The sequence below is a fragment of the Psychrobacillus sp. Z3-81 genome, assembly GCF_056620325.1.
In genome coordinates this window covers 22,868-37,187 of record NZ_JBWQPU010000006.1, presented here as the reverse complement: position 1 = coordinate 37,187, position 14,320 = coordinate 22,868, and the positions used below count along the sequence as shown (strand labels likewise).

Here is a 14,320-nt window from a genome sequence, read left to right as displayed (position 1 = left end):
CTTTAGTTCTGGCTCACCGTATTACGTAACGTTCCGATTTTGTTACTGAAAATTTCAATTCGATCTCCAACTTTAAGAGTAAACTCATTTGGTGGGACAATACATGTTCCAGTCATAAGTGCAGTACCAGGTAATATATCATTATCATATGTTAAATAACGTACTAAATCGTCTAATTTCCGCTTTAGTTGATTAACAAAAGCGGAACCTTCAAAAAGCAATTCTTGTTCTCTGTAAATTCTACAGTTTATATCTAGAGAATACGGATCTTCAATGAACTCCGGGATTAATATTGCAGGTCCAAGAGAGCATGAATTCTTCCATATCTTTGCTTGTGGTAAATATAAAGGATTTTCGCCTTCAATATCACGACAACTCATATCATTTCCCAATGTATATCCAATTATCTCACTGTTCTCACCTATGATTAACGCCAACTCAGGCTCTGGAATTTGCCAATTAGAATCTCTTCTTATATATACTTCGTCATCAGGACCAACAAGTCTTCTAGCAGTTGATTTTAGAAATATTTCCGGTCTCTCTGCATCGTATACTTTATCGTAGAAGGTCTCCTCGTCAAACTTCCCTTGGGTAGCCTCATAATTTCGAGCATCTTTACTTTTCAAATAAGTAACTCCAGAAGCCCAAACTTCTTCCGATTCTATTGGTACTGTTAGTTTCAGATCTTCAAAATTCGAGCCCTTTAAAGCTACCAATCCTTCATTCTTTATATAATCTTCTAACGAGATATTGAGATTTTTCAAACTATAATAAAACTCCACATAATTATTAAATGGTATTTTATAAACTTCTGAATTAGATGTTACTATTGCTGAAACTACATCCTCGTTTTCATTAATATAACGAATAAATCGCATTAGACACGTTCCTCCCATTTCTGATATCCTAATTCCTTAGATACTGCCGAGACGCAATCCGTTAAATATTGCAGGTTATCTTTTTTCTTTGTTTTAGAAAAATTCGCTTTAGGTGTAGAAACACTTATGGCAGCGATCACTTCCCCAGAATAGTCAAACACCGGCATGGCTACACAGATTATCCCACTTTCATTCTCCTCTACATCCATGGAATAACCCTGTTCTCGTACAATCTCCAATTCCATTAGATAGTCATTATAGTTTGTAATTGTATTTCTCGTTCTCTTTTCAAAATCGTATTGATTCATTAATTGTTCTAACTTAGAAAGAGGAAGGTAAGCGGTTAATACTTTTCCAACCGCACTTGAGTGCAAAGGAACACGCTTACCGATTCTCGAATAAATCACTAACGTATTGCGCCCGCTTATTTTATCAATATAAACTGCCTCTTTCCCCATTCTTGTAACTAAATGGACAGTCTCTCCGGTTAGTTCATTCAGTTTTTCAAGATGTCGAGAAGCAATACTTCTTATATCAATCTGATTTACTAGTAGATTTCCTCTTTCATACAACTTCCAGCCTAAGGAATATTCGCTTGTTTCTTCATTTTGTGTAATATAACCATATTGCTTCAGTGTTTTCAAAAGAGAGTGAACGGTACTCTTGTTTAAATCTAGTTTCATGCTAATTTCTTTGATAGAGACCTCTTTATTTACTTCATCAAAAATCTCTAGTATTTCTAAAGCCCTAGCAACCGCTTGTATTATTGGCATAGTTCTTACCTTCCTTTTTAAGTAGAAAAATTAATGATGATATTCTAGATCGGCTTCCTCATAAACTTGAATAGGAACTACTCCTTTAGAGGCATCCGTATGACCAACCATCCTATTTACTGCTGCAACCAGCTTTTGTCTCATCTTCATTTTTCCATTTCGTTCTAGAAATAAGGTTTCACGGCTGGAATCCTTCAAGATATCTTCTTCATATTCAACTTCTTCTTTCAGAGATTTCACCAAATTTATTTCTTTCTTTCGTAATTCTAAATGAAGAATGTCGCCAGTTTTTAAGTAGCCAATCCCCCCCCCCTTGTATGCCTCAGGAGTCATGTGCCCTATAGCAGCACCATACGTAACACCTGAATACCTTCCGTCGCTTATAATCGTACATATTCTTTTTAACGTTCTATTTGCGTTTATATGCTGCATAGGGGTGAACATTTCTGGCATACCAAAAGATTCTGGACCTTGACCTGCAATTACAACAGCAATTTTTAAAATACCTTTTTTCGTAATATAATCGAATAATTCATTATAAGAATTATCTAGCAAGCTATCATATTCTTCGGGAGCATTGTATTTTACTAGGCTCAATATTTTTGAATGTTCGAATAATCCCTGTTCTTTGATTCTATTAATATAATTTGAATCTAATAGAGAATTATTTGCTTCGTCTTCATTATCAAAATAAAGGACAAAAGCCATCTTGTCATCAAATTGATCTAGCTGAGGAGTTGGCATACCACTAATTTTCACCACAGCACTTTCAAAAAAGTTACCTCTTAAAACATCGACACCGCTAAAGGGTCTTCTAGGATTATTTAGAATCACAGGATTATCCTCTACATTACTAGCAGGTAAACTATCACTATATTTCAGTCTTTCTCTCCATGTTGTTCCTGTTACTGTTAATGCATCTTGATTCATATTAATGCCATTGTTAAGCAACTCGTAAAATAGTGTCTCCATCCCTCTACTTGAACCACTACAGCACTGCATAGCTAAAGCAAAAATATCTCTTCCCTCTGTTAAAGAGTAATTAAATAAGTCTGGAATAGGTTGAGATTTTAAGATTTTTTCTACATCAAATAATGTAAAGTTAAAACCTGCATAAATCATAGCAGCAACCATATGCATCATGAGGTTAGTGGATCCACCAGATGCGCTATGTATCCTCACAGCATTTTTAATATTTGCTTCTACTAGGCTCGCAACTCCAAACTCTTCCTTGTTCATCATGGTAGCCATTGCATCAATAGCGTTATTTATCTGCTTTTGATTAGGTGGTTCCACTAATAACTCTAAATCAGGATGTACTAATCCTAAACCTGCTACTAAATGTCTTGAGCTGTTACCAGTACCATTAAAGGCACAAACTCCACCCTGGCTGTCACATGTTGCTGCAGCTAAACGCTTTTCAAAATATTTATGCTCCGTTTCAGTAATTACCTTTTTTTCTACCGCTCTTTCAAAAACTCCTTGGAACGAGGTATTAGAGGAACATTGCAAAATATAACTCATCGTATCCTTAAGATCATCACCTATGTCTTGATGACCCATCGAAGCTGCTCTATTATAAACCTCATTTAATGCAACTACTACATCCTCTGGAATTGTTCCTCCTTTTAAGACATGGGCTGGAGCGAATGTAGCAAAAAAAGAAGGATCTCCTCTAAATTTTCTTAGTCTATCGAGGTGAGCTAAACCACTTACAACACCCAGTGGTTGCTTATCACATCCTTGAATAACAAATGCACCATGATAACTATGAGCTTCTAATTGATTGACTATCATTTGTGCTACGGCATTTCTACTTTGAAGAGAGTAACTCATCCCTTGATTGGATTGAGCTGTCCCATCACACATTACAGGAGTAGAAAAATAAAACGGAACCCCGCCATTTTGCCATATTCTTATAGCTGCTCTGGACGAAGTCATATAATCCATAATGTGAGCAGGATGGTCAGCCGAACCACCAATTATGGCAATTCTGGGAGCATCATTTTCTAGACGATTGACTATTTCATCCAATGCCCAATCAGGAGCTCCTCCTTCATAGAAAGGACCTAAAATCTTTTTAGCATTGTCTAGTAACCCTGCAACTGTAATCGGCTCATTCGCTTTGCCTTGAACATTTGTCTTATAAGGATTAATCCGACTATTAATATACGGAAAAAGCATTTTCTATTCCCCCTTTTTAATTCAAGAATGCTAACGATAAATAAGGTATAAACGTGATGATTAATAAGACGAGAGTCATCACTAGTATGAATGGAACTATTTTCTTCGATAGAGCTTCTAGGGAGAGTCCGGAAATACTAGCCCCAACAAATAGATTTACACCCACTGGAGGAGTGATAAACCCTATAGCTAGAGCAACAATCATAATTATTCCAAAGTGAATTGGATCATACCCTACTTGAACTGCTATTGGCAGTAGAATTGGCGTTAATATAATAATTGCTGCAATTGTATCCATGAAACATCCAACTATTAACAGCAACAAGATAATTAGCAAAATGATAACCGTCTGGTTTGAAGAAACAGATAGCATTGCTTCAGCTATTTTATTTGGGATTTGTTCCATTGCTAACAATTTTCCAAAAGCAGTAGCACTTCCTACTATTATCAAAATGGTAGCAGTCATTAATGCTGAATCTATAAATACTCCAGTAATATCTTTAAACTTTAATTCTCGATAGACAAAAGCTCCAATTATAAACCCTACAAATACTGCAATCGCAGCTGCCTCAGTAGGTGTAAAAATACCACCGTATATACCTCCAAGTATGATTACCGGAATAAGTAACGACCATTTCGCTCTCCAAATTTGTCTAATAATATTCTTAAAAGAAACTTTCTCAGTTGAACCTTTATATCCAGCTTTTTTGGAGTAATAATATGCGTAAATCATAAGACCAATTCCCACCAGGATTCCAGGTATAATACCAGCAATAAACATATCTCCTATCGATACACTACCAGAGACCCCATACATAACCATCGGTATAGAGGGAGGTATGATTACACCTATTGAACCTGCAGAAGCAACAACTGCTGTAGAAAATTTAATATCATAACCTTTTTTCACCATCGCTGGAATCATAATTCCCCCTACTGCTGCAACAGTAGCTGGCCCAGAACCGGATATTGCGGCAAAAAACATACATGTAACAATAGCAGTAAGAGCTAATCCCCCCGTCACTGATCCAACTAAAGATTCAGCAACAGCAATAAGCCGAGTAGATATACCACCTTTCCCCATTATTTCTCCAGCTAATATAAAGAATGGAATCGCAAGTAAAGGAAACGAATTTGTTGAGGTTGTCATTTCCTTCATAATAAATTCAAGTGGAATAGTTCCACTTGCCAATAATGCAACTATGGAAGATAAACCTAAGGCTATTCCAATAGGAACAGTTAAAACTAATAGAATTGCAAAAGAAATAAACAGTATTACTCCCATTCATATCACCCCTATATTTTTGGAATATCAGTATCGACAAGCTCATAACCTTCTCTGAAAGCTTTCGTTTCTAGGACTATTCTTTGTATAAGCCGTATGCTGGTTAATAGCATTCCTATCGGCATTCCTAGATACATGATCGACATCGGTATACCTAAAGAAGGAGCTCTTTGCCCACTTTGATGAATAGCCTCAAAGATTGTAAAGCCGTAATATACAGCGAATACTGCAAAAAATAAAAATAGTAAATTAGCAATTAAATTAATAACATATTTTCCTCTTGGTTTTAAAACTACCAACAAGGCTTCTACTCGGATATGCCTTGCTTTTTTAACTCCATAGCTGATTCCGATATATACCAGCCATATAAAAGAAAAACGAGCAAGTTCCTCAGACCAAGATAGAGAGTTTTCTAGAACATACCTCATAAATACTTGCAGTATAGTCACAACACTCATAGTTATCAGCAAGATAAGTAATAACAGGCGTTCAACATTTTCATCTAGCCATTTAATAACCGTCATTATTTCCCTTCTTTCTCTTTATGTATAAAGACAAATTTTAAGTGAATGAAAGCTAGTAAACTTGTACTAGCTTTCATTTTTGAAAACTACTTTGCACTTTCTATTGCATCGATATATTTTTGAACAAATTCTTCTCCAATTTTTGATTTAAATTTTTCAATAACTGGTTGTACAGTTTCTTTTAATTTTTCGATTTCAGTGTCGCTTAATTTCGTATATTCCATCTGTCCTTTTAACTCTTCTAATGCTTCCGTTGCTGTTTTACGTGATAATTCTCTATTATGCTCACCAGCTTCTAAAGCAGCCTCTTCAATAATTTTCTGTTCTTCTTCTGTTAAATTATCCCAAGTTTTTTGGCTGATTAAGAAAATAAATGGGGAATAGATATGATTAGTCTCTGTTAAATATTTTTGTACTTCTGGATATTTTTCTAATAGAATCGTAGGATATGGATTTTCTTGTCCATCAATCGTTTTTTGTTGCATAGCGGTAAACAACTCTGTGAACGCCATTGGCATAGGGTTAGCACCCATTTCCTTCCAAGCAGCTAAATGTATCTCATTTTCCATTGTACGAATTTTTAAACCTTTCATATCCTCCATTGATTTAATAGCTTTCTTACTGTTGGTTAGTTGACGGAAGCCATTTTCCCACCATGCCAACTGTAATACTTGTTGGGAAGATGCTTTTTCTGCTAATTCTTTTCCGAAATCCCCTTGTAATACAGAATCCACAACATCTGTATCGGTTAATAAGAAGGGTAAATCGAATACTCCATACTCTGGCACAAATGTTGTAAAAGGTGCTGTTGATGGGATTGTAATATCTAATGTCCCAAATTGTAGCATTTCAATTGCAGAACGATCATCGGCAATGGTCCCAGAATGATAAACCTCTACCTTTAAAGAATCCGTTCTTTCCTCTACCAATTCTTTAAATTTAACCGAACTCTGATAAAGTGGTGTTTTGTCATTTAATCCTAAACTAATTTTTAAAGTCTTTGCTTCGCCTTTAGCATCTGCTTTTGTTTCTGAATCTGAGTTACCACAAGCCATTAGTAAAAGAGCTGTAAGTAATACTGTGCCTAAAAACCATATTTTTTTCATTTGTAACTCCCCTTTGTTTTATAATATAAAATGCCATTTTTATATTCTTCAAAAAAAAATTGGCTCAATAGAGACCTTTCAAGGTGTCCTGCTCTAGTTTTGAACTGGGCTTACTTCATCCACGTCACCACCTCTAATAGAATATCAATATAGAATATTCAGACTTTTGATAGGTTATAATTACCATTCCGCTACAGATCCATCCTGGTGTCTCCAAACTGGACTCTTCCAATTATGCCCGATTATATGCTGATTTCTAACAATTACTTAACGGCTTATAGAATTAGAGCTGATTATTAAAATTAATTTGTAAGCGGTTTCAGTATAATATGAAATCGCTTTCTTTTTTAAAACTAAGACTCCATTAAAAATTTTAATAAAAATCACGCTAAGTTTACAAATCTGCGTTTTATATTATAAAACCTGGTTTTATAATAGAGGTAAATTTTTGGAAGAAAATTATTCTGTATGGAAAATATAATCTATAAAAATTTTAATGTCAATAACTTGATTGAATTTTCTTTATATTCAATCTATATTTATTGTAAAAAATAGCTAAATTAAACTACTCATTAGGGCTTACACCTCTCTACAAGCGGAGTGTCACCTGCTTATTGGAGCGCGATTTTTTACCTAGCACTTATGTCGCTCTTTATAAGTACATCTATCAAAGTATTTTTAAACTATGCAAAAATGTTTATATCCAACGATCTGAGAGCAACATACCCCTATCCGGATATATTCTAAGCGAACGAGAGTAAACAACCTGAACGAGAATAAAAGAAGTCTATCCGAGAGTGTCGTCCGCCTTAAAGAGAGTAAAAGAGTCTATCCGAGAGTAACGCCACCATCAATCCCAAGTGGTCACTAGACATGCCCCCACCTTTCTAACCGAGAGTAAAATACTCCCATCCGAGAATAAATTCTGACCGAACGAGAGTAAACTTCCTGAACAAGAGTAAAAGTGGTCTATGCGAGAGTATCGTCCGTTTGAACGAGAGTAAACCTCTACTATCCGAGAGTATCGTCCCGCCATCCGAGAGTAACGCCTCAATCAATCCCAAGTGGACTTGGACATCTCCTCCATCATAAAAAAGACCATTCGTCCTCAGACGAATGGTCTCACCCTATTATCTTTTTACGATTTCTTCTTGAAGCAGCTTGTTTACAAGCGGTGGATTCGCTTGTCCTTTGGTTGCTTTCATGATTTGACCCACTAGGAAGCCAATTGCACGGTCTTTACCGTTTTTGAAATCCTCGATGGACTGTGGGTTAGCATCCAATGTAGAAATAACGATTTCGCGAAGTGCACCTTCGTCAGAAATTTGAACAAGGCCTTTCGCTTTTACTACTTCCTCTGCGTTTCCACCATTATCAGCAAGCTCTTTAAATACTTTTTTCGCAATCTTAGAGGAGATGGTACCATCTGTGATTAGCTTGATCATGCCTGCAAGATTTTCTGGAGTGAGCTGGATGTCCTTTAATTCCTTTTGCTCCGCATTTAAGTAGGCTGATACCTCACCCATTAACCAGTTAGAGCTTAATTTCACATCTGCACCTAACGCAATTGTTTCCTCAAAGAAATCAGACATTTCTTTTGTCAGTGTTAAGACCATTGCATCGTAAGCAGGCAATCCTAGCTCTTCGATGTATCGTTTCTTACGAGCATCTGGCAGCTCAGGGATTTCAGCGCGTACTCTTTCTCTCCACGCATCATCAATAACAATTTGTACTAGGTCTGGCTCTGGGAAGTAGCGGTAATCATCCGCACCCTCTTTGACACGCATAAGAACTGTTTTACCAGTAGACTCATCAAAACGACGAGTTTCTTGTGGAATAACACCGCCAGCAAGCAATACCTCTGCTTGGCGTACTTGTTCATGCTCTAATCCACGGCGAACATAGTTAAAGGAATTAAGGTTTTTCAATTCTGTTTTAGTACCGAATTTTTCTTGACCGTAAGGACGTAGGGAAATATTTGCGTCACAGCGTAATGAACCCTCTTCCATTTTACAATCAGATACACCTGTGTATTGGATAATGGATTTCAGTTTTTCTAAGTAAGCATAAGCTTCCTCAGGTGTACGAATATCTGGCTCTGAAACGATCTCAATAAGTGGAGTCCCTTGACGGTTGAAGTCTACCAATGAATAACCGTCGCCAGCATGAGAAAGTTTACCAGCATCCTCCTCTAAGTGAAGGCGTGTAATACCAATTCGTTTCTTTTTGCCGTCTACTTCAATTTCAATCCAACCATTTTCTCCAATTGGTTTATCAAACTGAGAGATTTGATATGCTTTCGGATTGTCTGGATAGAAGTAGTTTTTACGGTCAAATTTCGTAATTGGCGCAATGTCCATATTTAATGCAAGTGCTGCTCTCATTCCCCATTCTACAGCTGTTTTATTTACAACTGGCAGAACACCTGGGTAACCAAGGTCGATTACATGAGTATTTGTATTTGGCTCCGCACCAAAATGAGCTGGTGATGGAGAAAACATTTTGGATTCTGTTTTCAGCTCGACGTGAACCTCTAAACCAATAATTGTTTCAAAATTCATCGTTTGATTCCCTCCCAAATTTGAGGAGTTTGTTTATGGAAGCTAGTCGCTTGCTCGTAGGCATGCGCAACTCGATAGATAGTAGCCTCATCAAAGTAATTACCGATTATTTGAAGACCTAATGGTAAACCATTAGAGAATCCGCAAGGAATAGAGATACCAGGTACACCTGCAAGGTTCACAGGGATAGTCAGGATATCGTTTGCATACATCGTTAATGGATCCTTAATATTCTCTCCAATTTTAAATGCTGGTGTTGGTGTAGTAGGTCCGATAATGACATCGTATTTTTCAAGGACATTATCAAAATCTTGTTTAATTAGCGTACGTACTTGTTGCGCTTTTTTATAGTAAGCATCATATGAGCCTGCACTTAAAGAATATGTTCCAAGCATTATACGGCGTTTCACTTCATTTCCAAAGCCTTGCGAACGTGTTTGCTTATATAGCTCCATCAAGTTTTCCACATTTTCCGCACGGAAGCCATAACGGATACCATCAAAGCGTGCAAGGTTAGAAGAAGCCTCTGATGAAGAAAGTAGGTAATACGTCGCTAGAGCGTATTTAGAATGTGGTAGGGATACCTCTTCCCAAACTGCACCAAGGGATTCTAAAACTTTTAAGGCATCAAGCACTGCTTGCTTAGAAGCTTCTCCTACTCCTTCTCCTAAATATTCTTTTGGAACAGCAATGCGTAAGCCTTTGATATCTCCAGTTAATGCTTTTGTGAAGTTAGGTACTTCTACATTAGCAGAGGTAGTATCATAAGGGTCCAGGCCAGAAATAGCCTCTAATAATAATGCATTGTCTTCTACGTTACGAGTAATTGGCCCAACTTGGTCTAATGAGGACGCAAAAGCTACCAAGCCATAGCGAGAAACACGGCCATAGGTTGGCTTCATCCCCACTACTCCACAGAAGGAAGCTGGCTGACGAATGGAGCCACCTGTATCCGAGCCTAAGGAGAATGGTACTTCTCCAGCTGCTACCGCAGCAGCCGAGCCACCTGAAGAACCTCCAGGTACATGATTGATATTCCATGGGTTACGTGTTGCTTTAAATGCAGAGTTTTCATTGGATGAGCCCATTGCAAACTCGTCCATATTGATTTTCCCAATATTGATAAGCCCTGCTTCTTTCACTTTATGTACAACAGTTGCATCATAAATCGGTTTGAATCCTTCTAGGATTTTACTAGCACAAGTTGTTTCGATTCCTTCAGTCACTAGATTGTCTTTAATACCAATCGGTAGACCAAATAGTGGACCTCTCTCTTCTAATGGAACTTGATCCATTTCTTTTGCTTGTGCGATTGCATTTTCGTTTAACGCTAAAAACGCTTGTACATCTCCATCAAGCTTTTCTATGCGTTGAAAGGATTCAGCTGTAAGCTCTTCAATGGAGACTTCCTTCTTTTGAATTAAGTCTTGAAGCTCTTTTGCTGAGTGTTTAAATAATGACATCAGTTACCCTCCTTACTCATTTATTCAATAATTTTCGGAACCTTAACGTGACCATTCTCTTGGTCTTTTACATTTAACATCATTTTTTCTCTGTCTAATCCTGGTACTGGTGTGTCTTCACGAAGAACATTCACTAGTGGCAATACATGAGTTGTAGGTGGAACGTCCGTAGTGTCAAGCTCGTTTAATTCATCCGCAAACTTTGTAATCGCCGCAAGCTGCTCCGCAAACATTTCTGCCTCTTCTTCTGTAATTGCTAGTCTTGCCAAGTGTGCTACGTGCTTAACTTCCTCTTTTGAGATATTTGCCATTTTTTACACCTCCGAATTCGATAAACATAAGAAATATCATATCATTTTTCGCACTAATTGAACAGAGCGCCCTTGTTCATACCTACTGGGTGTAGATATGAACGAATGGCTCCTCTTCTCCTGACTTTTTAATAAGGAGTGCCTCTGCTCCATCCAAGGAATTGATTTGAACTTCTACATTCATTTCATTTTTAAAATGAGCTGGTATTAAACCTGCTACATATTGTGTAAAGCTAATTACTTCTGAGCTTCCGTAAAACTGTATCGGGATGTTAATCGATAGCTCCTGAAGACCTTGGTCCTTAAAGAATCCTGTTCCAATGACACTTGTGTAGTTAGAAAAATATTCGTCAATGTCTTGCTTAAAGTGTTTAAACATTGTATTGATATCACGATATTTTTCTTCCGCATCTGAAGTAGGGAATAGCACATATTCTTCATCTATCTCTTCCCAATCGGAGATTCCTGAGCCGGTAGCTACTCCGTAAGAAAAATAAGTACCCGGAACAATTGCATTTCGACTATTTTGTTTGAAGAGTCCTACAACGATTGGAATATCCTCTAATCCTTCCATTGCTCTCATTCTGCTTACAATCTCATTAGCAATTTTCTGGCCATTTTCTTTTATTTGTTCATCTGAAAGCTTTTCCTCATAGGTTGCACCGTATTCTTCCTTGGTATAGTAATAAATAGAATTTAGAGAAACACCAATAGATATCCCTGCAAGGCGAACGGTATCATCTACTCTTTCTAAATAGTTCTGCTCCACTATATGGGTAACATATACAGGTGCTTTCTTTGCTTTTTCTTCTCCTGTTAGTCCCATATCATCTGGATTTAATCCGTCCTTTGTCTGGTTACTTCTTGCTAGCCAAGAAGAAATGGTCTCCTTTGATAAATATTGACCCTCTTGAAAGAAGTAATTATCTGGAGAAAACTGGTTTTGAGAAAGACGTAGTAAGCCGGTCTCTACTTCCTTCATGTCATATTTTGTTGCCATATTGGAAACTACCAAACCTCTACTTGCACTTTCTTCATATGGCAAAAGTGTTTTGTAATAGTTATCGTCTATTTGCACATCAGAGATGATGACTGATTTTCTAGACTCTTCCTCTGTTTGAAGCACCTCTGTCCCCTCATCCGTAGAAGGTGTACAACCTGTTACGAATAGCAGAGTTGCTAGGGATGTCATCCCCATAAATTTTTTGACCATGTCAAAAACTCCTTTTATTCCTCTAAGTGGTCAAGCAGCTTTTGTTCATCCCAGATTTCAATTCCAAGGCTAGTGGCTTTCTCAAGCTTTGAACCAGCGTCTTCTCCTGCAATTACTAAATCTGTCTTTTTACTTACACTTCCCGCTACCTTGCCACCTAATGATTCTATTTTTTCCTTTGCCTCGTTTCGCGTCAGCTGAGTCAGCTTTCCAGTTAGCACTACTGTCTTACCGGCGAATGGGCTATTTTCTAATGCGGATACATCAATAATTTTTCCTGTGTATCTTAATGGTAATCCTGCAGCTTTTAGACGTTCTATTAACTCCCGAACCTCCTCCTGCTCAAAATAAGTCACTAAAGAATCTGCCATCTTCTCTCCGATTTCATGGATTGCCGTAATTTCTTCCCGATTAGCAGCCATCAAAGCATCGAAGCTATGAAACTTTTCAGCAAGAATTTTCGCTGCCTTTTCTCCAATGTGTCTAATCCCAAGACCAAACAATACTCGCTCCATCGAGTTTTCTTTTGATCCTTGAATTGCCGTAACAAGATTTGTTGCAGATTTTGTACCCATTCGCTCTAATTGAATAAGATCTTCTACCGTCAGCTTATATAAATCAGAAACATCCTTCACAAGCTCCGCTCTATATAATTGCTCTACGACCTTTCCACCCAGACCTTCAATATTCATTGCATTACGTGAAGCAAAGTGGTAAATACCCTCTGTTATTTGAGCAGGACATTGAGGATTCACACAGCGTAATGCAACTTCCTCCTCAATGCGGACAAGTTCACTGTCACAGACTGGACAATGTGTCGGCATAATGTACGGCTCTTCATGGCCCTTACGTTCTTGAGTGATAACCTCCACAACCTCTGGAATTATATCGCCAGCCTTTCGAATAACCACACGATCTCCTATCCGGATATCTTTTTCTTTAATGTAATCCTCGTTATGCAAGGATGCACGCTGAACGGTAGTTCCTGCCACCTGCGCAGGCTCAAGTAGTGCAGTAGGAGTAACCACACCAGTTCTACCTACTGTCAAATCTACTCCTAATATAGTTGTGACAACTTCTTCAGCCGGAAACTTATAGGCAATTGCAAAACGTGGGCTCTTCGCTGTGAAGCCGAGCTCCTCCTGCTCCGCATAGTTATTAACCTTTATAACGATACCATCAATTTCATACGGGATATCATTTCTCTTTTCAGTCCACTCTTCAATAAACGCTAAAACTTCTTCGATTGTTTCACATTTTCTCGTTTCTTTATTAGTTGGTAGACCTAACGTCTTCATAAATTCTAGAGCCTCTAGGTGTGTTTCTAAGCCTAGCTCTTCTCCATTGCCACCAAGTCCGTATATAAAGACAGAAAGATTCCGGCTTGCAGCAATCTTTGGATCTAGCTGTCTTAAGGAACCAGCAGCTGCATTTCGAGGATTGGCAAAAAGCTCTTCTCCCCGTTCTGCACGAGCCTCATTGAGCTTGAGGAAAGAGGATTTTGGCATGTAGGCCTCTCCTCTAGCCTCAATGGTGACCTCATCTTTCAATCGTAAAGGAACAGCTCGAATGGTTTTAATATTACTAGTAATATCTTCTCCTGTAGTTCCATCTCCACGAGTTGCCCCTCTTATAAGCTGTCCATTTTCATAAAGAAGAGAAACAGCCAAGCCATCTATTTTCAGCTCACAAATATAAGTAGGAGTCCTACCAATTATATTGTGAATTCGCTTATCAAAGTCACGGAGGTCTTCCTCATCAAAGGCATTTGCTAGGCTTAGCATGGGATATGCGTGGGTTACTTTTTTAAAACCCTCACTTACGGTCAAGCCTACTCGCTGGGTAGGAGAATCTGGGAAAATTAAATCAGGATTTTCCTTTTCTAAAGCAATAAGCTCTTGCAGATATTGGTCATACACCGCATCAGGCACGATAGGTGCATCTAATACGTAATAAGCATATCCATATTCATGAAGTATTTTGTGAAGCTCCTTCACACGTTCTATTTTATTCATCTCCATT

At 37.9% G+C, this 14,320-nt stretch carries 11 protein-coding genes; all 11 read right to left on the bottom strand.

Annotated features, from left to right (window positions below; all coding sequences use genetic code 11):
• Positions 1–2 precede the first annotated feature (2 nt).
• The 11 genes from AC1ECF_RS08160 to ligA all read right to left on the bottom strand — a co-directional run bounded on the left by AC1ECF_RS08160 (position 3) and on the right by ligA (position 14,313).
• Positions 3–878 (bottom strand): fumarylacetoacetate hydrolase family protein, encoded by an 876-nt coding sequence (locus tag AC1ECF_RS08160; RefSeq protein WP_480388912.1) that lies wholly within the window; start codon positions 876–878, stop codon positions 3–5.
• A complete protein-coding gene (locus AC1ECF_RS08155; protein WP_480388911.1) occupies positions 878–1,651 on the bottom strand; it encodes an IclR family transcriptional regulator in 774 nt (257 codons plus the stop codon). Before AC1ECF_RS08155 ends, AC1ECF_RS08160 begins: the two co-directional genes overlap by 1 nt.
• A 30-nt stretch (positions 1,652–1,681) precedes the next feature.
• Positions 1,682–3,835, bottom strand: coding sequence for a dihydroxy-acid dehydratase domain-containing protein (locus tag AC1ECF_RS08150; protein WP_480388910.1), 2,154 nt, complete (start codon positions 3,833–3,835; stop codon positions 1,682–1,684).
• A 16-nt stretch (positions 3,836–3,851) separates the two neighbouring features.
• The gene (locus tag AC1ECF_RS08145) at positions 3,852–5,120 is read right to left on the bottom strand and encodes a TRAP transporter large permease (protein ID WP_480388909.1); all 1,269 of its coding nucleotides are present in this window, start codon (positions 5,118–5,120) and stop codon (positions 3,852–3,854) included.
• Positions 5,121–5,131: 11 nt separating this feature from the next.
• Positions 5,132–5,644, bottom strand: a complete 513-nt coding sequence (locus AC1ECF_RS08140) for a TRAP transporter small permease (protein WP_480388908.1) — start codon at positions 5,642–5,644, stop codon at positions 5,132–5,134.
• A gap of 86 nt (positions 5,645–5,730) precedes the next feature.
• Positions 5,731–6,750, bottom strand: a complete 1,020-nt coding sequence (locus AC1ECF_RS08135) for a TRAP transporter substrate-binding protein (protein ID WP_480388907.1) — start codon at positions 6,748–6,750, stop codon at positions 5,731–5,733.
• A gap of 1,130 nt (positions 6,751–7,880) precedes the next feature.
• A complete protein-coding gene (gene gatB, locus AC1ECF_RS08130; RefSeq protein ID WP_480388906.1) occupies positions 7,881–9,311 on the bottom strand; it encodes an Asp-tRNA(Asn)/Glu-tRNA(Gln) amidotransferase subunit GatB in 1,431 nt (476 codons plus the stop codon).
• Complete coding sequence (gene gatA, locus AC1ECF_RS08125) at positions 9,308–10,774, bottom strand: Asp-tRNA(Asn)/Glu-tRNA(Gln) amidotransferase subunit GatA (protein WP_480388905.1); 1,467 nt, start codon at positions 10,772–10,774, stop codon at positions 9,308–9,310. The genes gatB and gatA overlap by 4 nt, the downstream gene beginning before the upstream one ends.
• A 20-nt stretch (positions 10,775–10,794) precedes the next feature.
• Positions 10,795–11,085: an Asp-tRNA(Asn)/Glu-tRNA(Gln) amidotransferase subunit GatC gene (gene gatC, locus AC1ECF_RS08120; RefSeq protein WP_480388904.1), complete on the bottom strand. Its 291-nt coding sequence runs from the start codon at positions 11,083–11,085 to the stop codon at positions 10,795–10,797.
• A gap of 82 nt (positions 11,086–11,167) precedes the next feature.
• Complete coding sequence (locus tag AC1ECF_RS08115) at positions 11,168–12,298, bottom strand: CamS family sex pheromone protein (RefSeq protein WP_480388903.1); 1,131 nt, start codon at positions 12,296–12,298, stop codon at positions 11,168–11,170.
• A gap of 14 nt (positions 12,299–12,312) precedes the next feature.
• The gene (gene ligA, locus AC1ECF_RS08110) at positions 12,313–14,313 is read right to left on the bottom strand and encodes an NAD-dependent DNA ligase LigA (protein ID WP_480389067.1); all 2,001 of its coding nucleotides are present in this window, start codon (positions 14,311–14,313) and stop codon (positions 12,313–12,315) included.
• Positions 14,314–14,320 lie beyond the last annotated feature (7 nt).

What these genes read in the sequence shown, in the direction of transcription:
- AC1ECF_RS08160 (WP_480388912.1), bottom strand. Translation starts at nt 878, where the DNA reads ATGCGATTTATTCGTTATATTAATGAAAACGAGGATGTAGTTTCAGCA.
- AC1ECF_RS08155 (WP_480388911.1), bottom strand. Translation starts at nt 1,651, where the DNA reads ATGCCAATAATACAAGCGGTTGCTAGGGCTTTAGAAATACTAGAGATT.
- AC1ECF_RS08150 (WP_480388910.1), bottom strand. Translation starts at nt 3,835, where the DNA reads ATGCTTTTTCCGTATATTAATAGTCGGATTAATCCTTATAAGACAAAT.
- AC1ECF_RS08145 (WP_480388909.1), bottom strand. Translation starts at nt 5,120, where the DNA reads ATGGGAGTAATACTGTTTATTTCTTTTGCAATTCTATTAGTTTTAACT.
- AC1ECF_RS08140 (WP_480388908.1), bottom strand. Translation starts at nt 5,644, where the DNA reads ATGACGGTTATTAAATGGCTAGATGAAAATGTTGAACGCCTGTTATTA.
- AC1ECF_RS08135 (WP_480388907.1), bottom strand. Translation starts at nt 6,750, where the DNA reads ATGAAAAAAATATGGTTTTTAGGCACAGTATTACTTACAGCTCTTTTA.
- gatB (WP_480388906.1), bottom strand. Translation starts at nt 9,311, where the DNA reads ATGAATTTTGAAACAATTATTGGTTTAGAGGTTCACGTCGAGCTGAAA.
- gatA (WP_480388905.1), bottom strand. Translation starts at nt 10,774, where the DNA reads ATGTCATTATTTAAACACTCAGCAAAAGAGCTTCAAGACTTAATTCAA.
- gatC (WP_480388904.1), bottom strand. Translation starts at nt 11,085, where the DNA reads ATGGCAAATATCTCAAAAGAGGAAGTTAAGCACGTAGCACACTTGGCA.
- AC1ECF_RS08115 (WP_480388903.1), bottom strand. Translation starts at nt 12,298, where the DNA reads ATGGTCAAAAAATTTATGGGGATGACATCCCTAGCAACTCTGCTATTC.
- ligA (WP_480389067.1), bottom strand. Translation starts at nt 14,313, where the DNA reads ATGAATAAAATAGAACGTGTGAAGGAGCTTCACAAAATACTTCATGAA.